This is a genomic window from Nitrospira marina (genome assembly GCF_059568365.1).
In genome coordinates, this window is the sequence record NZ_JCANTH010000001.1 from 2,908,364 (window position 1) to 2,927,213 (window position 18,850).

Genomic DNA, 18,850 nt, shown 5'->3' on the forward strand with positions numbered 1-18,850 from the left:
GAGATCAGGTCATGACCCATCAGATAAAACCGAAGCCACCCAATCTATCTGAGGTCATCGATAATCTTGATGACCCTAAGCTGTACCTGAACCGGGAACTGAGTTGGCTGGAGTTCAATAAACGGGTACTGGAAGAGGCAGAAGATCCGAGCCATCCATTACTGGAACGAGTTAAATTCCTTTCGATATTCTTCAATAATCTTGACGAGTTTTTCATGATCCGGATTTCCGGATTACGCGAACAATTGTCCAGCGGCGTCCTGGAAGCCGCTCTGGATGGGATGAGTCCGTCCGATCAATTGGGACAAATCCGGGACGCCCTTCTCCGTAGTTTCTCCCGTGTCACCCAATGCTGGCAGGATGACCTTCTGACGCGTCTGGCGCAAGCACATATTTGCATTCTTGCCTATCAAGACCTCAAACCCAAACAACGATCCCTCCTCCGCCGATATTTTCGAAAAGAAATATTTCCCGCGCTGACGCCTTTGGCCTTTGACCCCAGCCACCCTTTCCCCCATATTTCCAACCTCACGGTCAACCTGGCTGTCGTGGCGAACGACCCCGAGCGTGGAGAATGTTTTGCACGCATTAAGGTTCCGTCGTTGTTCCCAAGATTGATCAGAATTCCAGACGAATCGCAGGTATCAGACGATGAACAAATGGGGTTAGCCACCGGAGCGGAAAGCACCAACTTTGTGTGGCTGGAGGATATCATCGCCGCCAATCTGGACTTATTGTTTCCGGGTTTGACGATTCAAGCCTCCTATTATTTTCGCATTACCCGGGATGCCGATTTTGAAATCGAAGAGGATGAAGCCGGCGATCTGCTGGCTGCCATTGAGGAACAAATTGATTTACGCCAATTCGGTTCGGTGGTGCGATTGGAACTGGACCGGCATATGCCGGATTCCATTAAAGATATCCTGGTCAGAAATCTGAGTTTAGCGCCCTATCAAGTTTACACCTATGATTTCCGCCTCGGCCTGTCGAATCTCCTTGAACTCACCGCCATCGACCGACCGGATCTGAAATTTCCACCCCATTTCCCCAATATTCTGCACGACCCCACCTCAAAAGAGTCATTATTTTCACTCATTAAACGGGAAGACATCTTCCTTCATCACCCATACGACAGCTTCTCACCCGTCGTGGATTTCATACGACAAGCCGCTCTGGATCCGAAGGTGTTAGCCATTAAGCAGACACTCTATCGAGTGGGCATCAACTCCCCTGTGGTAGACGCCCTCATGGAAGCCCGCCAAAATGACAAGCAGGTTGCCGTACTCCTGGAACTCAAAGCCCGGTTCGATGAAGAAAATAATATTGAATGGGCAAGAAAATTAGAAGACGAAGGCGTCCATGTGGTGTATGGTGTCCTGGGCCTGAAAACACATGCCAAGGTCTGCATGGTCGTTCGTCGTGAATCAGATGGCATTCGTCGCTATCTGCATCTCGGAACCGGCAATTACAACCCCATCACCAGCAAATTCTATACAGATTTCAGTTTATTTACCTGTCATCCGGTATTCGGCGAAGATGTCACCGATCTGTTCAATGCCTTGACCGGGTATTCAAAAAAAGACTCCTACGCGAAACTTTTGATTGCGCCGGTCGGGATTCGAACGAATATCATCGAGCGAATCAATCGGGAAATATCCCGCCAACAACAACATGGAGACGGCTACCTGGCATTCAAGGTAAATTCTCTCGTAGACAAAGCCTCAATTCAGGCTTTATACCGAGCCTCTCAAGCAGGGGTCAGGATTGAACTTATGGTCCGTGGAATGTGCGGGCTCCGCCCTGGGGTTCCTGGGCTCAGCCAAACCATTACGGTCACGTCTCTCGTCGGACGATTCCTCGAGCATTCCCGCTGTTATTATTTTCGTAACGGAGGGCAGGATGAATTATTTCTGGGAAGTGCGGATCTCATGCCTCGCAATATGGACCGGCGGGTTGAAATTTTGTTTCCGATTGAGAATCCCACACTCCGCGCCTTCATTGTTGAGACCGTTTTGCGTCCTTACCTGAAAGACAACATGCACACGCGACAACTCCAAGCCGATGGAACCTATACTCGTATTAAGCCTTTGGAGCATGAAGCACCATTTCAGGCCCAGGATTGGTTTATTGCCAACTGGAAAGGGAAATACACCAAACCGCCTTCCTTTTGAAGACGGTAAATGAGAAGTTGTCTGTTTTTTCAGCTGTGCCAACACATCTCCGCGCCTCTGCCAAACTTAGCTGGTGGCTTTGTTAGGCACTAAAAACCAATATTCCGAAAGAAACGGTGCTCCCAACTCCCTCAGCGGACATCCCTCTTGATAATGAGCGGACTCCCACTCCAAACCACAACTACGGGACCACAATGGGATCGTACCGGATCTGCCCTGGGACGAAGCATTTGGGGCACAGTCTCTCTCACATTTCAATCTCACTCTGGTCATGCATTCCCCTCTTTTCTTGGAACATCTCCATAATCCAAGCCCGAAAATCAGGGCTGGCTCTATTTCCTAAAAGCCGGGTCATCAGAATATCTATCGAACGTGAGCTTCATGATCAGCCATCCAGCCGACTCAAAAATCTCATTGAATCATCAAATTCTCTAGCCCATAACAACGGTGCACTTCTCCTGAACCGCCTCGTTCTGACGGGAGGTCATACAAGCCTGGCCAACCCCCTCACTAGCAACTCCACAGAGTTCACGTCGCCTCATACACGCGATAGTTTCCTGAATGCGCTCAGGCCTTCCCCAATCACTCCAATAGACCCCGGTCAGATCCATCATGTGTAATTGCTGAGGAATCAGCGATAAAAGATCGCTCGAGAAATTTCTCGTGGGCATCGTTCGATAGAGATGCAGTAAACGTTGATGTTCATTTGAGGTCCCAATCCCGCCCGCATGTTCATCAAGAGGCATCACAACCTCCGGAATACACTGACGTCCGGCTTCCCATAAGGTTTGAACGTTGGCAATCAACACCAACGTATTCCATTGTCCTCCACTCAGGGCAATATCCTCAAGCTGGGATCCCTGTGGTTTTTCCACAAATCTTCGCACTTCCCTGACCCGGAGCCCTCCCGGATGCGGGAGACGACCACCTGGAATCACCCACCCATAGTCCTGCTCCCGCGATTGAGGAGGAACAGTCAACAACACCATACGGTGCGGGTGTTCCCGGACCAGGGCCGCCGCATCACGAACCACTTGAATCATCGGCTCAACGGGGAAAATGAAATGATCAGAAGGCCACAGAACCACCGTGGCATAAGGATCATGCGCTCGAATATAGGAGAGCGGCAGAAACACACCGGGGCCGGTTCCCCGATTTTCAGGTTGCCAGACCACCCGTCCCAGGGATTCCTGGATCAATTGTGTCCGTACATGCCCCCAGTGTGATTGGTCCATCACCGTCACAACCTGATGAGGAAGACAAAGGGTTTTCGCCCGCCTCCACGTATGTTGGATCATCGATCGTTTTCCCATAAACGTACAATATTGCTTCGGTCGATACGCACCGAAACACCGTTCGGTATATTCCCGAAGGCGCTCCCCATGTCCACCTGCGAGGACCAAAGACCACAGCGAACCAGGGCCTTGTGAACGTAAGGGAGTAACCGGACCTTGGAAATACCCTGAGGAACCTCCGCGGGTGTCAATCCATTTTTGCATACCATTCTCCTTCCCCATGCGCTGGTGTATATTAATGATTATTCATACCCACACTATACGTTTGGGAAATGACACCCCTGTCACAGACAGGTAAATTTTCCGTGACAGACGCTAGGAAGCTGGAGCGGGAACACACCAACAAGAGAAAATGACGAGGAGAAAACAGCAGGCAAGGAGACGAAGTGTCAGGTCGGATTCATATGACGGATAATTTTCCCTTCAACCATATACACAACCAGTTCCGCCACATTTGTCGCATGATCGGCGATGCGCTCAATGTATTTGGAGATAAATGACAACCGGATCGCACGCGAAATTGTTTGGGGATTTTCCATCATAAAAGACAATAGTTCACGAAATATTTGTTCATTCAGTTCATCCACGTAGTCATCCTCGTTGAGGACCTGTCTGGCAAGTACCGAATCCCCTCGCACAAACGCATCAAGGGCTTCTCCCACCATTTTAATAGCACGCTCGGCCATGAGCGGAATATCGATGTACGGCTTCAATTGGGGTTCGGCATGCAGTTCGATGGCACGCTCACAGATATTTTCGGCCAAATCGCTCATACGCTCTAATTCTGTGGAAATTTTCATGGCGGTCGTGACAAACCGAAGGTCTTTCGCCGCGGGTTGGTGGAGCGCCAACAATTCGAGACAAAGTTCGTCGATGACCACATCCATCGTATTCACCTGACGATCATTCTGAATGACCTGATTGGCCACGACATCATCACGGTCCACAAGTGCGGTAAGGGCTTGACGAATTTGCCCTTCAACGAGCGCTCCCATGCGCAAAATTCTCTGCCTGAGATCCGCTAACGAATCATCAAAATGTCGTTTCATCGTGATCCTTTATTCTGTTCGACCCGAAATCAGCCAAACCGCCCCGTCACATAATCTTCCGTTCGGGAATCGCCTGGGTTGGTGAAAATTTTCTTGGTGCCATCGAATTCGATTAATTCCCCTAACAGGAAAAATCCCGTCAAATCAGAGACTCGGGCAGCCTGTTGCATGTTATGTGTCACAATGACGACTGTGAGCCGTTCTTTTAACGTATGAAGAAGTTCTTCAATCCTCCCGGTGGAGATCGGATCCAGAGCGGAACACGGTTCATCCATCAACAACACTTCCGGATTCACCGCAAGTGCCCTCGCAATACAGAGTCGTTGCTGTTGACCTCCCGACAAACCCAAGGCGCTGGCATGTAACCGATCTTTGACCTCATCCCACAATCCTGCTCCCTGAAGACTTGTTTCAACGATTTCGTCAAGGATGGCACGTTTGCGGATCTTCTGCAATTGGGGACCATAGGCCACATTTTGCCAGACTGTTTTCGGAAACGGGTTAATCTTCTGAAACACCATACCCACCCGGGTTCGAAGATCAGTCGCATCGACTTCAGGTCGATAAATATTTTCCTCATCCAGGAGAATGGTGCCTTCGACCCTGGCCCCATCGACCAGATCGTTGAGACGATTGAGACAGCGCAAGAGAGTCGATTTCCCACAACCTGAAGGTCCGATAAATGCCGTCACTTTATTGGCGGGAATGGTCATATTCACACATTTGAGAGCCTGAACGGTTCCATAGTAAAAGTTCATATCTTGAATGACGATTTTCGCAGACACAGCCGTTGATGAATGTTGAGCCGTTTCGGATTCTACAAACGTCTTTTTCATGGGATCCGTCTGCCTCGTTTCACCCACCCGCCTTAAAGGCTTTGCCCCGGAGGTCTTGACCAAAGGCATAGATTGTTCCAGAAAATTCTGCTCGATTTCCATAATTGTACCTCATTTAGACCGAAGCACCAGCATAGCGCTTCCGCATCCGTGTGCGGAGCGCAATTGCCGTCATGTTCAAAAGAAGCACGACCAGAACCAGGACCAGGGTCGTGACGTAGACCATCGGTTTTGCCGCCTCCACGTTAGGGGATTGAAATCCCACATCATAGATATGAAATCCCAAATGCATAAATTTTCGATCAAGATGCAGAAAAGGAAACTGACTATCAACCGGCAGGGCCGGAGCAAGTTTGACGACGCCGGTTAACATGAGTGGCGCCACTTCCCCCGTAGCCCTGGACACCGCGAGAATCAACCCGGTTAAAATTCCCGGCATGGCACACGGCAGGACAACTCGCATGAGGGATTCGAATTTTGTCGCCCCCAAACCCAACGACCCTTCCCGATACTCCCTGGGAACTGCCGACAATCCTTCTTCCGTCGCAACAATCACGACTGGAACAGTCATGAGGGCTAAGGTAAGTGAAGCCCATAACATTCCCCCGGTTCCAAACGTCGGGTTCGGCAAGGAGGCCGAAAAAAATAATTGATCAATGGTTCCTCCCACCGCATACACAAAGAACCCCAGACCGAATACACCAAAGACAATTGACGGAACCCCTGCAAGATTATTCACCGCAATCCGAATCATTCGAGTCAATGCGCCTTGTTTGGCATATTCCTTTAAATACACGGCAGCCAGGACTCCGAACGGCACCACCACCACACTCATCACCAGGACCATCATGACCGTACCAAAAATCGCAGGGAAGATCCCACCTTCGGTATTGGCTTCCCGTGGCTCTTCGGTTAACACGTTCCAGAAGTTTTCCACATACATCAGGATTTTGTCCGACACAGTCATGGCATTCGGACGCCACGCCTTTACAATGCCGCCAACCGGAAATGTTTTTTCTTCGCCGGTGACATCAATGAGGGTGACACGATACCGGTTCAATCGCTCATACAACCCCACCAATCGTTCGATCTGCTCCTGATAAGCCGCTTCCCGTTGTTGAATTTCCCGTTGAAGAATGTCGGCTGAATCCTGAGATATTTCCCCTTTTGATTCCAAAACCTTCAGATTCAGGCGCGCCCGCTCCATGTCAGCGTTTATGGCGCCAATCACATCGTGTTCAATATGATGAATTTCCCGGTGAAGAGCTTCGGCCTGCTTCAGAAAGGGATACCAGACGTCCCACCCGATATCCCGGCCTTGAGCCAGACGCGTCTCCCCATCCCACACCTCCGTGACCCAGCCATAGAAATTCCCCCACTCCCGTCGTTCAAATGCGATGACATCCTGAGGCCAGTTCCGCTGGGCAATGTCAGCTTCATCAACCCACCGGAAATCCAGTCCGTATACATCCCGGTTGCCTACTTTCAGTTGAATGCGAGATTGCCCATCGGGAAAATCTGCAGTGACCGTTTCCGGAATGCGTTGGGTATCCACGATTTCCCCAAGCACCCGGGTGTCATCCTTGAGCGTCAGCAGCACAAGATCCTTCGGCCAAAAATACCCCATACCATTAATGAAAATTAGTGCCAGGAGGCCGCCGATCAGAAGCAGAGAACAGGCCAGGGCACCACCTGCCAACCAGATAAATAATGTGCCGGATGCAAAAAACCGTTGAAAAAACTTCATAACCGCTCGACTTAAAACTGAGAATATTTTTGGCGGAGCCGTTGCCGGACGATTTCGGCAATCGTATTGATCGTAAAGGTGAAGCCAAACAAAATCAGACCGGACAGGAACAACACACGATACAGAGTCCCGCCATGAGGAGCTTCAGGCATTTCCACTGCAATGTTGGCCGATAGCGTACGAAATCCATTAAACATACTCCAATCCATAATCGGGGTATTTCCGGTGGCCATCAGTACAATCATCGTTTCGCCTATCGCACGCCCAAAACCGATCATCAATGCCGAGAAGATCCCCGGACTGGCCGAAATGAGAACTAACCGGGTCAAGGTCTGCCAACGCGTCGCTCCCAGGGCCAGAGATCCGGCGACAAGTTGCCTCGGCACATTGGCAATAGCATCTTCAGCAATACTGAAAATAATCGGAATCACCGCAAAACCCATCGCAAAACTAATGACAATGGCATTGCGCTGATCATACGTTAACCCCAAATTTTGTATTAACCATTGTTTGAAGTTTCCTCCAAACAACCAGCCCTCAATCGACTGATTGGCCATCAAACAGGCACTCACCGTGAGAACGATGGCAACCATCATGACCACTAGGTCAAGGCCATACGCCTCAAATCGCTTTACCCGAATAGGAAGAAATTGCCACGCCAGACAACAGACGGCAATCACTAGAGGAAGCAATCCCACGATGGCCACAACCGCAGGGAAAATCTTTTCTAAGAGAGGAGCAAACCAGAGGCCCGCGAGGAAGCCCAATACCACGGACGGTAGAGCCGCCATTAATTCCAAAGACGGCTTCACCACAGCCCGAAGATGGGGATGCATGAACATCCCCGTATAAATGGCTCCCATAACTGCAAGAGGTATGGCCAACACCATGGCATACAAGGTCCCCTTCAACGTCCCAAACATGAGTGGGATGAGTCCTAATTTCGGCTCAAACTCATCCGAACCACTGGAGGATTGCCAAATCATCTCCGGATGATCATAGCCTTCATAGGTCACCGGAAAAAATAAGGATTTGAACGTCACCTCCGGATGAGGATTATCAATAGCATAGGTCTGAAGCGTGCCACCTTTCTCCAACCACACCGCGCCATCGGCTTTGGGAGCATAGCGTAGCGACTCGATGGCACTGCCCGTCCCAGGAATTTCCAAAATCGTTTCGCCAGTTGTGGAATAATGCAGCAACACGGTTCCCTGCTCATCGGCAGTGAGAAATCCTTTATCACGTTGGGACACGGAGAGACTCGTCACCGACCGGGCATGAGGGCTGAAGGTATGAACTTTTCTCAAGATTTTTCCGAACGGCCCGGACTGATCGGCTGAAAATACCCATGTACTCACGCTTCCAGAGGTGGTGCCAGCCACCAAGGTTCGTTCACCTAACACATAGGAAAGAGCAGTCACGCCATCCCCGGCAGCACCAACGGGCACGGATTGAGGCAGAGCATCAAATCCCTGCCGTTCCCATTCCCATGCGAGCAGATGTCCATCGTTCGTCCCGGCCACCAATCGTTTTCCCACACTATCCAGAGCCAAAGTCCTCAGATACGCCTTCGGCGGAAGGACCAGCCGATTGGTTGTGACAACGACGTCATCCGAAAAGGAAAAATCCCCTGGTTCTTCAATCCTGGTCACCCAAAGCTCCCCGCTTCCGGTGAGAGCCACGACGGTTTGAAATTCATCTCTTCGAGTGACATGCGCATGTAGGGTTATCCCCGTTCCGTCAGGAACCACCCGCACAGGATCATTGACCTTCACACTCGGGAGAATGGTCCGTTGGTCCCCTTGGAAATCCGAGCGATACATTATCTTGACCAGATAAACGAGTCCCCGATCGGTCCCGACGCTAAGGGTATGGCCCTTTAACCCGACACGTACCACAGAAGTCGGCTCACCTTCGATCGACAACTCCCCTCCTGCCTCCGGTATTGGCGTGCCATTGGGTAAGGAAAGAAATTTGAGCTGTTTCCCTTCAAAAATAAACGGAACTTCACGGTATTCATCAATTCCCACCATCATGTGAGTCCGTTCGGAAAATTGAGTCCCGGGAATAGCCACAGGCAGAGTCAACTCAGGAAAGACGGTCGCGGGTTGAAACAAAGGAATGACTTCCCACACCAGATACACAAAAATCCCAAGGATACTGACAATCGTCGCCAGGCCTCCGGCCCCGACGATATATTTGGCCACGCGATCAAACACGTGACGGATCCGCCTTCGAGTGCCAGGTCGGGATACGCCAGCCAATGATCGTCTATGAGATTCTAAAGAAGAAGAGGAGGAAGATACGGGTGGCATCATGTGTGAAGGGAAATCAGAAACAGGGCTAAAATGATATTAGAACACCCAACCGTTCTCCAAAAGGTTTCTCCGGGAGGCGGTCAGGATGTTCCTGAAGATATTTCTACTTGAGGTGCTCCGACTGTTTCCCAATAATCTTTTCCGGAATGGGGAAATAGCCATCTTTAATGACGACTTTCTGTCCTTCACGGCTATACACATATTTCAAAAACTCTCGAACAATCGGCGACAACGGTTGATTGGGAGCTTTGTTCACATACACAAACAAATACCGTGACAAGGGGTACTCCCCCTTGATGGCATTTTCATAAGTGGGCTCCACAAAGGGTTGCCCTGCCTTCATGGAAAGAGGAAGCGCATTGACACTAGAGGTTCGATATCCAATACCGCTATATCCGATCCCTGCCTGATCTTCAGTCACCCCTTGCACGACAGAAGCCGAACCGGGCTGTTCCTTCACTTCATCCTTATAATCACCATTTTCCAGCACCACTTCTTTGAAAAACCCATAGGTCCCCGACGCCGAATTCCGGCCATAGATACTAATCGGCATATCGGCGAACATTCCGGTTAAGCCCAATTGGCCCCAACTGGAGAGGTTTTCCTTATATCCGTGCTGCCGGGTCTTGGAAAATATTGCGTCGACTTGCTCAATCGTCATCCCTTGAATGGGATTGTCCTTATTGACATAGACCGCCAACGCATCTATCGCAACGGGAAAGGGGGTAGGTTTATAACCGAACTTCGACTCAAAGGCATCGATTTCTTTCCCCTTCATCTTACGAGACATCGGTCCCAATTGAGCCGTGCCTTCAATGAGAGCAGGTGGAGCGGTGCTTGATCCTTTCCCCTCAATTTGAATTTTGACATTCGGATATTGCCTCCGGAATCCTTCAGCCCATAGTGTCATAAGATTATTCAGGGTATCCGAGCCAATGCTATTGAGGTTTCCGGATACGCCACTCACTCTGGCATAATTCACCCAATTAGGATCTTCCATCTCATCTTTAGCCCAAACAATGGAGGCCCCAAGCATGGCGGTCCCGGTCCAGCCCATGAACAGCCCTATCCCCAAGCCCAACACCCACATTTGCTTTCGTTTCTGACTGTGTTTCATCAATCATGCCTCCTCATGTGAATAAATAGTGTAGGTCCAACAGGTTTCTTCCATGTAACAGCAATGTTACGAACGTGTTAAATACCCATCCACCAATCTCCCGGTTTTGAAGGAATACTTCCCCTCAGGACATTCTCCTCATTTCCGCTTGACGACGAATGGATGGCCCGGACTTCAAATTGAAACTTCTTTTGGCACAAGATTACGGACCCTTCTTGCAGGCATTCCCCAAGAATGAAAAATAAATGCCCCCACCGCATCCATGGCAAATGCTCCAAAAGTGCTTCTATCGTCACACCCGGACTGGCGGAAATGACCGCTAACACCTGATCATGATCTTTCCGTTCCACATCAACCGGAGCAATCCATTCTGTGCTTTTTGTTCCCATGGGCCTCTCCCCTCATTGTCGTCTTACGTTGAGACAGATCCAAAGCTCCGTAGTCTAACTATTTAACCCTGCCCTGGAATCCTAGCAAATGCCTATTGCACCTCTGTGAGGTTCGGGTTACAACTGTGTAACGTTTTTTTGCGGGGACTAGGTGGAAACACTAGAGGAAGGGAGTTACCCGGGAGAGAACACGAAATCTCACAAAGATTGGCTTGAGGGAGTAGGTCTGGATATCGGCAGGATCACCTCCACGGTGGTGCCTTTACCCAATTCACTCTGGATGCGAAGTTTGCCATCCAGCAGTTGAAGCAGATGCTTGACGATGGAGAGCCCAAGGCCTGTCCCACCTTCTTCACGGGACCGCGCTCGATCCACCCGATAAAATCGTTCGGTAATCCTCGGAAGATCCGTTGAAGGAATCCCCTGGCCTGTATCTTTAATCTGCAATGAGATCCGCTCATCTCTCAAAAGGATGGCTTGAAACGATATGGTGCCTCCGTCGGACGTATACTTAATGGCATTATCCACGAGATTCACCAGAATCTGAATCAACCGATCTCTATCAACCCAGGCACGAAATTCGACTCCGATCATATTGGAGATTTGCAGATTTTTTTTCGACAGTTGGTGCTGAAACATCTCACAGACATCCTGCGCCACTTCACACAACGGCACCGATTCACAACGCAATACGACTTTTCCCGATTCGATTTCCGAGAGGCTGCGTAAGTCTTCTACTAACCTACTGAGCCGCACCGCATGTTGGTAGGCAACCTGCACAAATTTCCGATTGTTCGGAGTTTCCAATGACGGTTCATCCACAAGCGTTTCCAAATATCCGACAATGGCCGTCAGCGGGGTGCGCAGTTCATGGGACACGTTCTCAACAAACTCCGTCCGTACCTGTTCCAAGCGACGCAATTGGGTGACATCGTGCAACACCAGCACACTCCCCTTCTTCTGATTGGAAAAGGGAAAAGGGAGCGCATAGACCTCTAACACCATGGAGACGGGAGGATGCAATTCTACCTCTGCCTGTCGTCGCTCATGCCACGCCAGTTCCTGACAACCTTCAACCAGACCTGCCAGTTCTTGATTTCTGATGATTTCCCACAGCGATCGTCCCTGAATCGCCTGGGCGTCCAATCCCAAGATTCGATGGGCGCTGGAATTGGTGAACAACACCTTTCCCTTTGGATCAAAGGCCACCACCCCTTCCACCATATTTTCCATGATGGCAATAATTTTCGTGCGTTCTTCCTCGAGGCCGGTCATACGTTTCTTCACGTTTTCCACCAGACGCTGGATATGGCCTCCAAAGGCATCGGGTAACAACACACGAGAAGTCCTCTCTTCATCAATCCCGCTGAGCTGCTCAAGTTGACGAACGCCTGTCATGACATCTTCATGGTTTTCTCTCGTCTGATCCCAGATATCCCGGGTCAGCAACACCGCCACGCCAACCAGACCAGCCCCCAACAACACGATCGCCCAGAATGGCCATGCCCAGGCCACCGACACACCCACACCGATCATGGAGGCCACCATCCAACCAACAAAAATGAGCGAAGGATTACGCATTGATCAAGGTCGCATTCATCATTTTCACCTTAGACTGTCCCCGACTCAAAACGATAGCCCACACCTTTGACCGTGACAATGCGTGCGCATTCGCTTCCTAGCTTTTCCCGGAGCCGCCGAATGTGCACATCCACCGTTCGCGATTCTATATCCACGGCGTTGGAATAGCCCCATACCGTTTCCAATATTTGTTCCCGGTTCAGGACCCGGCCATTCGCCCGTATCAACGCACAGAGCAGATCGAATTCCTTGACGGTTAATTCCACCACGGTTCCGTCCACCGTCACCTGGTGCTTTCCTTCATCGATCTCGAGCGTTCCAACCCGTTTGAGCGCCGGCATGTCCTGCCCCTGTCCCCGCCGCAACACCGCCTTGACTCTGGCGAGGAGTTCCCTCGGGCTAAAGGGTTTCACCATATAGTCGTCCGCCCCCATTTCCAACCCGACAATCCGATCGACCTCTTCAGCCTTCGCCGTCAGCATAATAATGGCGATCGAAGACGTTTTCGGGTCTTTCCTCAATTTCCGGCAGACCTCTAAACCATCCACCCCCGGCAACATCAGATCCAGGACCATAAGATCCGGAGTACGTTCCCTTGCCATCTGCAAAGCCGTTTCTCCATCACGCGCTTCCAAGCACTTAAGTCCTTCCTTTTCCAAGTGGTACTTGACCAACTCCACCAGATCCTTTTCATCATCAACGACTAATACCGTTGCAGCCATAGTCCATTCTCCTCAACCGTGGTTCTCAAGGCGCCAGCTTTTTAGCCATCCCCTGAGTCTTGTGGGCGTGATTTTCAAAATATCGTGTGATGGCTGCCATGGCATAGCAATCATCCTCGTTATATTCCAAAATTCTATTTAGCAGCGCTTCATTGGCCGGATTCGCTAAATAATCGTTATACCAGGCAATGGAGTTGGCCCCGGACGGGTCTAGGTCTCTCCACTGAAATCCGATAAACTTGGCGATATGTTTAATCCCATAAGAAAATGTCGGCCAGTCAGAGTATTCCACAATGAGGTCTTGATACAAATCAAATTCACAGGACTTATATTTTTCAAACGTATCGGCGTCCAGATCATATTTTTCCATCAGACGTTTCAGCGTCGATCGCTCCTTATGGGAATACACATAATACACAGCTTGTTCCGTCGATTGAATAAATTGCCAGAAGTCCCTGACCGTCTGCTCTTCGTCTTCGGGCCTTTTAGCCAAAAAATAGGTAAAATGAGAGGGTCTTTTCCCATCCTGAATGACCATTCCGAACAGATAGGTGACGCCACGGGTCGGGTCATCTTCAATATCAAAATAGATCTCCCGATCAACCTCCGGGAAGCAATAACCGGAGCGTATCCTCGGCTTTCCCTCTAATAGAACCTGCGCCCGCTCTTTCATCCGGGTCAGTGAGACTTTTCCCATTCGCGGAATCTTATGAGGCGGCTTGAGATAAGTTTGCACATCCATGTAAGCAATATCTTGAATCGTCCGAAGCCCCTGGTCCCTGAGCGAAAACTTTTGCTTGCCCACAAAAAATAAACCGGTGGGATCGGACTGGTCTTTCACCCATCGGTAGCATCGGCTAAACCATCCGCACATGGTACAGTGACTTCCCAGCACCGGCTCCGAAGTCTCGTCTCCGGACACCAATTGCTGAACGTCCTGCATGGCCTGGTTAAAACGTTCTTCAAAGAAAGCCGGATCAAATTCTTCAAGTTTTTTGTCTACATTAATAATCCGGCCACCCCCTGGAACTGTTCCCTGGATCTGCTCAAGTACCAGCCGATAAAACAAAATCTGAAAGGCGTAATGTTCTTTAAACTTGGGTTTCTTGCCGTCCGTTTCTTCCCAACCCTTTCCAGCCTTAATATCAATCGGCTCATAAAGATATTCGCCAAAGCGAGACGCTCCATCCTCACGTTTCACCAACAAATCCGGCCGCCCCACAAAGTGCTCATGGATCAGACAGCCTTGGTAAATCACAGCGGCTCCGTGCTCCATGGCCAACAGGGTTTCCTGGAATGCCGGTTCTACGGCAAGATTTTGCAGATCTACGATCTCCTGATCGCCGAGCGAAGTAATATAATCCCGTTCAGTCTGCAACCCCACCTCCCACAACAATTTCACAAATGAGCTGACCTCGGATTTTTCGGAGGGATCGCCGTTGCTATCCAGGTATACGCGATGCAGACACTTGGTGTAGTTATAGAGGTCTTGGGCGGTGACTCGTTGCCGGGCCATGTTTCAGGAAGGAACGAAGCAGATGTTCACATTGGTGATAATCCTGTATTCACTGATGGCACCCATACTAGCACAACAGACAGAAAAGACCGAACGGAAAGGTGAAGGCGTTAAAGAACGCAACGGGGAAAAACTTCAACGAAACTCTCCGGCTGATAAGGCAGTCGTAGCCTCAATCCTTGTTTGAGTGTTTCGAAATCCCGGGCGACCTGCTAGTCCTCCATTCAAGCCTTCTATTTACGCATTGTTTACATTGATGTTATCGGCGCCTAACCTTCCGGCAACTTCCGGCCATTACACTTCCCTTTATCAAATAAAAGAATTGAACCCGAAAACTTTCTCATCCCAATTTTTCTGGTTATGGCACATGTCCCACAATCAGAGGAGGATTTCAATTTATGTATTGGGAAGTTGGAATTAAGTTTTTAATCAAATCCGTCCGTTCATATGTTCGCCATTTCATCAAACACCTCAAATAGAAGCGCTACCAAGGATTTGAGAATCATTTTGTCGCCTTGCACGGCTTTAAGATCGTTACCTGTGATTTGAAGTAGTAATGCCGCTTGTACTCTTAATTCCGTTCTTTGATTCAGGTAAAACTTCTTGAATGGCATCACAATGCTCAAAGATCTTCTCGTTCGAATCAAATCTAAAGAAATCCATCGTGACGGATTCTTCATTGTTTGAGAACGTCAAATGAGTGTGTAAGGCGACGAGGTCTCCCTCGGCTATCGCACGGACGAACTCAATCTCCTGGGTGAGGTATTGCTCCGCCTTTTCCTTGAAATAATCAATTAACGCCTGCGTCCCGTCCCCTACGCGCGGATTGTGTTGAATCTATTCACCTCCGACATACAGTGGGACAGCTTAGGCGGGATTCCCCAAGTACACAGTGCGGTGAGCAGGCAATGGCATTCTGCTTATTCGCTTCCAGCTTGTCCTGCATGTCAACACTCCAATGGGGTGATTCGCCTCTGCTACGCAGCGAATCAGAACCCTTCTAGCACAATCTTGCCCCGCGCAGAGCCGCTTTCGAGCTGCGCATGCACCGCACGCAGCGTCGCCGCAGCGATCTTGCCGGCGACTTCGGTCGCGGTGGAACGGATACGTCCCGCATCGACCAGCGCGGCCACTTCGTTCAACAGCTTGCCCTGTTCCGCCATATCCGGTGTGCCAAAGAGGGAACGCGTGAACATCATTTCCCAATGAATTGACACCGCCTTGAGCTTGAAGGGCATGACGTTAAGCACGTCCGGGTCATCGATCAGACCAAAACGGCCCTGCGGGGCAATCAGTCCGACGATATCGGTTAGATGCTTGCCGGTCTGAGTTGTTGAGAACACAAACCCGGGAGCACCGAGACTCAGTGCCTCAACCTGAGGTGCTAAAGGCTGGCGGTGGTTGATCACGTGATGGGCGCCGCATTCGCGAACCCAATCCTGTGTTTCAGGACGCGAGGCGGTAGCGATCACCGTGAGATCGGTCAATGCCCGCAGAAGTTGGATGGTGATCGAGCCGACGCCACCTGCGCCACCAATGATTAAGATGGCGTTGCCTCCCTGCGGAGTCGGGCGTTTGACATCGAGCCGGTCAAACAGCATTTCCCAGGCGGTAATCGCCGTGAGCGGAAGAGCTGCGGCCTCCGCGTTACTCAAGCTGGCGGGTTTGCGGCCGACGATGCGTTCATCGACAAGATGATATTCGCTGTTGGTGCCGGGTCGCGCGATGGATCCGGCATAAAAAACCGCATCGCCCGATTTGAAATTTCGCACCTCAGGCCCCACGGCCTCGACCACGCCAGAGGCATCAAATCCAAGGACTCCCCAATCGCCTTCGGGGGCAGCACGGAGGCGCAATTTGGTGTCCACGGGGTTGACCGACACGGCCATGATCTTGACGAGCAAGTCACGGCCTTCGGCTTTGGGTTTATGGAGGGTGATATCTTGAAGGGCGTCTTCACGCTCAATCGGACCAGGTGTTTTGTAGGCAACGGCTTTCATTCTGAGTCTCCAGTTGTGCTGATGGTGTAAATAGGAAATAGGCGGTTCATGCAACTACACATCGGTGAAATTTTGCACTTCACATCGAAACAGGTGGAAGGACCGATATTTTCTCCTCGGCCTCTGATCATGAATTGGGTGACACTCAGTTCGGGGATCGCGGGATTTGGTTGGGAAGTGTCGAAAATTTAATGATTCCAGATCGATGCTCGGTGACGGATGCCGGGTTGGAACCAGAACAGAGAAAACACATTTCTTCGAATTTGTCATGAACGAGCCCGCCAAAGTCTCCACCAAGTGCCCATCCATTCTCTTGCCGTAACTATGCCGCCCATGGTGAGTACGTTTGCATTGTTGATCGATCGTGCCTTGGTCGCAGCTGAAAGATCCTCGCACACTGCGGCATAGACATGAGGATGCTTGTTCGCAATGATCGCCATGCCCATCCCTGTACCGCACACCGGGATACCCCGATCATACTCACCTGAACCCACTTTTCCGGCGAGTTCATGAGCGACTTCATAATAGGGACGTGCTTCATCCGTTGTCCCGCCCACATCCACGCACACATGACCGAGTGCCAGGACATGTCGCTTCACTGACCTTTTCAGTTCCAAGCCAAAGGGATCTGCTCCGACTCCAATCTTCATGCCCAGTCTCTCCTTATTTATACCCTAAGTGAGGGCATCACATTCCGGTTGCAACGGTGGGTCGTGAACGCCGTTTATTGCAATCGCTTATGAGACGGCGGGTTTTCTCAAGTTTTGCCTCCCAAGACATTACGGGGAACCCGCGTACAAATTCACTCCATTCGAAGCCGGATGCGATACAGGCCGTTACTGGAGGGTGGAGTCCACGGTCCGGAACCAGAGGGAAACCGGGCGCACACCACATACAGAAAATTGGCGTCGGCACCCCGCCCAAAATCGAGATTCACGGCCGTCTCCTCGGTCGCCAGAAAGGCGAGTCGTTGCCCACTCGGTGTGTAGATGTGAACCCCATTGCTACCAGGAGGGCCACCGACTCCCACGTAGATGTTCCCCTTTCTATCCACAGTCATCCCATCGCCCCAGGTCCCCGTGGGAAATGTCACCACTATGTTTCGATAGCGAAGAGAGCCGTCGTCCAGGAGATCATACGCGTGAACCGCGCTTGGTGGACCGCCAACAACCGGAGACTTCTCCAGGATATTGGTGTTATAGATTCCAACCTCAACGACGTAGAGCGTCTTCTGATCGGGGGAGACGGCGAGGCCGTTTGGCTGCCACAGATTGGCCGCAAGAAGATGCACGCTTCCGTCAGAATCAATCCGATAGATGCCCATCACCGGTTGCTCGATGGGCTCAGGTCCTGTGTATCGCGGATCGGTGAAGTAGATCCTGCCCCGAGCATCAATCGTCAGGTCGTTTGGGGCGTTGAACCGATTCCCCTTGTAGAGAGCGGCAACAGTGTGGCTCTTGCCTGTGCTCATCTCGGTGTGCGTGATCCTGCGGCCACCGAAGTCTGCACCTTCGGCCACGATCATGTCGCCGCGGGGATCAAACACGATGCCATTCGCCATCCCACTCGGGGAGCGGAAGATGCCAGTAAGACCCGTGCGTGGGTCATACCGCCAGATTCGACCGGCCTGCATCCCGCTCACACTGGTGTGTGGAATGTCTGAAAAGTAGACAGAGCCGTCCGGAGCGACAGCCGGGCTCTCAAGCCAGAATCCACCGCTGAACACCTGCTCGAACTTGGCTTCGGGGTCCACGATGGGTAATGAGCCCTGAGCCAGAAGCGTCTCGACGTTCAACACTAAAAAAAAGAGCACGAGGACCGATAGAATTCGTTTCAGCATGGTGTTCACTCCCGTCGGAACAAGGCCAAGTGGCCTGTCCCTATGTTTGGGTGCGGCCTCATATTCCTAGAATAAACAAGAACAAGCCGAGCGAACCAAAAAACGCAATGGATGAAAACATGATCTCAAGAGGCCCGGCTAGACTTCGAGCGCCAGTGCGAGAACTGCCGATAGAAGATTCGGTAATGACCGAGGATCGCAAAAACGTATCCGGATACAAGAATGGCAGCTGTACCACGGGCAGCCATCCGCAATCTCAGGTGGTTAGG

The 18,850-nt window shown here is 50.8% G+C and carries 15 protein-coding genes; 1 reads left to right on the top strand and 14 read right to left on the bottom strand.

Translation table 11 applies throughout. From position 1 onward, the window contains the following. The first annotated feature begins 11 nt into the window (after positions 1-11). Complete coding sequence (gene ppk1 / locus LX98_RS12280) at positions 12-2,171, top strand: polyphosphate kinase 1 (RefSeq protein WP_496429178.1); 2,160 nt, start codon at positions 12-14, stop codon at positions 2,169-2,171. A gap of 431 nt (positions 2,172-2,602) precedes the next feature. Here the strand turns inward: ppk1 and LX98_RS12285 are convergent, their stop codons facing one another. The 14 genes from LX98_RS12285 to LX98_RS12350 form a co-directional block, all read right to left on the bottom strand. Next, positions 2,603-3,670, bottom strand: a complete 1,068-nt coding sequence (locus LX98_RS12285; protein WP_496429179.1) for a sugar phosphate nucleotidyltransferase — start codon at positions 3,668-3,670, stop codon at positions 2,603-2,605. A gap of 185 nt (positions 3,671-3,855) precedes the next feature. Next, complete coding sequence (gene phoU, locus LX98_RS12290) at positions 3,856-4,515, bottom strand: phosphate signaling complex protein PhoU (RefSeq protein ID WP_312640144.1); 660 nt, start codon at positions 4,513-4,515, stop codon at positions 3,856-3,858. Positions 4,516-4,544: 29 nt separating this feature from the next. Continuing rightward, on the bottom strand, positions 4,545-5,351 hold the full coding sequence (gene pstB / locus LX98_RS12295) for a phosphate ABC transporter ATP-binding protein PstB (protein WP_496430603.1): 807 nt from the start codon (positions 5,349-5,351) through the stop codon (positions 4,545-4,547). Between the two features lie 115 nt (positions 5,352-5,466). Then, positions 5,467-7,098: a phosphate ABC transporter permease PstA gene (gene pstA, locus LX98_RS12300; protein ID WP_496429180.1), complete on the bottom strand. Its 1,632-nt coding sequence runs from the start codon at positions 7,096-7,098 to the stop codon at positions 5,467-5,469. An 11-nt stretch (positions 7,099-7,109) separates the two neighbouring features. Then, positions 7,110-9,317, bottom strand: a complete 2,208-nt coding sequence (locus LX98_RS12305; protein ID WP_496429181.1) for an ABC transporter permease subunit — start codon at positions 9,315-9,317, stop codon at positions 7,110-7,112. Between the two features lie 202 nt (positions 9,318-9,519). Beyond that, positions 9,520-10,533, bottom strand: coding sequence for a phosphate ABC transporter substrate-binding protein PstS family protein (locus tag LX98_RS12310; RefSeq protein ID WP_496429182.1), 1,014 nt, complete (start codon positions 10,531-10,533; stop codon positions 9,520-9,522). A gap of 77 nt (positions 10,534-10,610) precedes the next feature. After that, on the bottom strand, positions 10,611-10,922 hold the full coding sequence (locus tag LX98_RS12315; protein WP_496429183.1) for a hypothetical protein: 312 nt from the start codon (positions 10,920-10,922) through the stop codon (positions 10,611-10,613). A 198-nt stretch (positions 10,923-11,120) separates the two neighbouring features. Continuing rightward, positions 11,121-12,503: an ATP-binding protein gene (locus LX98_RS12320; protein ID WP_496429184.1), complete on the bottom strand. Its 1,383-nt coding sequence runs from the start codon at positions 12,501-12,503 to the stop codon at positions 11,121-11,123. A 29-nt stretch (positions 12,504-12,532) separates the two neighbouring features. Further along, positions 12,533-13,225 carry a response regulator gene (locus tag LX98_RS12325; RefSeq protein WP_496429185.1) on the bottom strand — a complete coding sequence of 231 codons (693 nt, stop codon included), beginning with the start codon at positions 13,223-13,225 and terminating at the stop codon, positions 12,533-12,535. Between the two features lie 25 nt (positions 13,226-13,250). Then, positions 13,251-14,741 (bottom strand): TM0106 family RecB-like putative nuclease, encoded by a 1,491-nt coding sequence (locus LX98_RS12330; protein WP_496429186.1) that lies wholly within the window; start codon positions 14,739-14,741, stop codon positions 13,251-13,253. A 534-nt stretch (positions 14,742-15,275) separates the two neighbouring features. Beyond that, the gene (locus tag LX98_RS12335; protein ID WP_496430604.1) at positions 15,276-15,578 is read right to left on the bottom strand and encodes a nuclear transport factor 2 family protein; all 303 of its coding nucleotides are present in this window, start codon (positions 15,576-15,578) and stop codon (positions 15,276-15,278) included. A 152-nt stretch (positions 15,579-15,730) separates the two neighbouring features. Further along, positions 15,731-16,741: a zinc-binding alcohol dehydrogenase family protein gene (locus LX98_RS12340; RefSeq protein WP_496429187.1), complete on the bottom strand. Its 1,011-nt coding sequence runs from the start codon at positions 16,739-16,741 to the stop codon at positions 15,731-15,733. 266 nt (positions 16,742-17,007) lie between these two features. Further along, complete coding sequence (locus LX98_RS12345; RefSeq protein WP_496429188.1) at positions 17,008-17,391, bottom strand: RpiB/LacA/LacB family sugar-phosphate isomerase; 384 nt, start codon at positions 17,389-17,391, stop codon at positions 17,008-17,010. Positions 17,392-17,543: 152 nt separating this feature from the next. Further along, positions 17,544-18,581 carry an SMP-30/gluconolactonase/LRE family protein gene (locus LX98_RS12350; protein ID WP_496429189.1) on the bottom strand — a complete coding sequence of 346 codons (1,038 nt, stop codon included), beginning with the start codon at positions 18,579-18,581 and terminating at the stop codon, positions 17,544-17,546. Between the last annotated feature and the right edge of the window lie 269 nt (positions 18,582-18,850).

Bases quoted from the DNA above. Each gene is read 5' to 3' on its own strand.
- LX98_RS12345 (WP_496429188.1), bottom strand. From the start codon at position 17,391: ATGAAGATTGGAGTCGGAGCAGATCCCTTTGGCTTGGAACTGAAAAGG.
- LX98_RS12340 (WP_496429187.1), bottom strand. From the start codon at position 16,741: ATGAAAGCCGTTGCCTACAAAACACCTGGTCCGATTGAGCGTGAAGAC.
- LX98_RS12330 (WP_496429186.1), bottom strand. From the start codon at position 14,741: ATGGCCCGGCAACGAGTCACCGCCCAAGACCTCTATAACTACACCAAG.
- ppk1 (WP_496429178.1), top strand. From the start codon at position 12: ATGACCCATCAGATAAAACCGAAGCCACCCAATCTATCTGAGGTCATC.
- pstA (WP_496429180.1), bottom strand. From the start codon at position 7,098: ATGAAGTTTTTTCAACGGTTTTTTGCATCCGGCACATTATTTATCTGG.
- LX98_RS12315 (WP_496429183.1), bottom strand. From the start codon at position 10,922: ATGGGAACAAAAAGCACAGAATGGATTGCTCCGGTTGATGTGGAACGG.
- LX98_RS12310 (WP_496429182.1), bottom strand. From the start codon at position 10,533: ATGAAACACAGTCAGAAACGAAAGCAAATGTGGGTGTTGGGCTTGGGG.
- pstB (WP_496430603.1), bottom strand. From the start codon at position 5,351: ATGAAAAAGACGTTTGTAGAATCCGAAACGGCTCAACATTCATCAACG.
- LX98_RS12320 (WP_496429184.1), bottom strand. From the start codon at position 12,503: ATGCGTAATCCTTCGCTCATTTTTGTTGGTTGGATGGTGGCCTCCATG.
- LX98_RS12285 (WP_496429179.1), bottom strand. From the start codon at position 3,670: ATGCAAAAATGGATTGACACCCGCGGAGGTTCCTCAGGGTATTTCCAA.
- LX98_RS12325 (WP_496429185.1), bottom strand. From the start codon at position 13,225: ATGGCTGCAACGGTATTAGTCGTTGATGATGAAAAGGATCTGGTGGAG.
- LX98_RS12350 (WP_496429189.1), bottom strand. From the start codon at position 18,581: ATGCTGAAACGAATTCTATCGGTCCTCGTGCTCTTTTTTTTAGTGTTG.
- phoU (WP_312640144.1), bottom strand. From the start codon at position 4,515: ATGAAACGACATTTTGATGATTCGTTAGCGGATCTCAGGCAGAGAATT.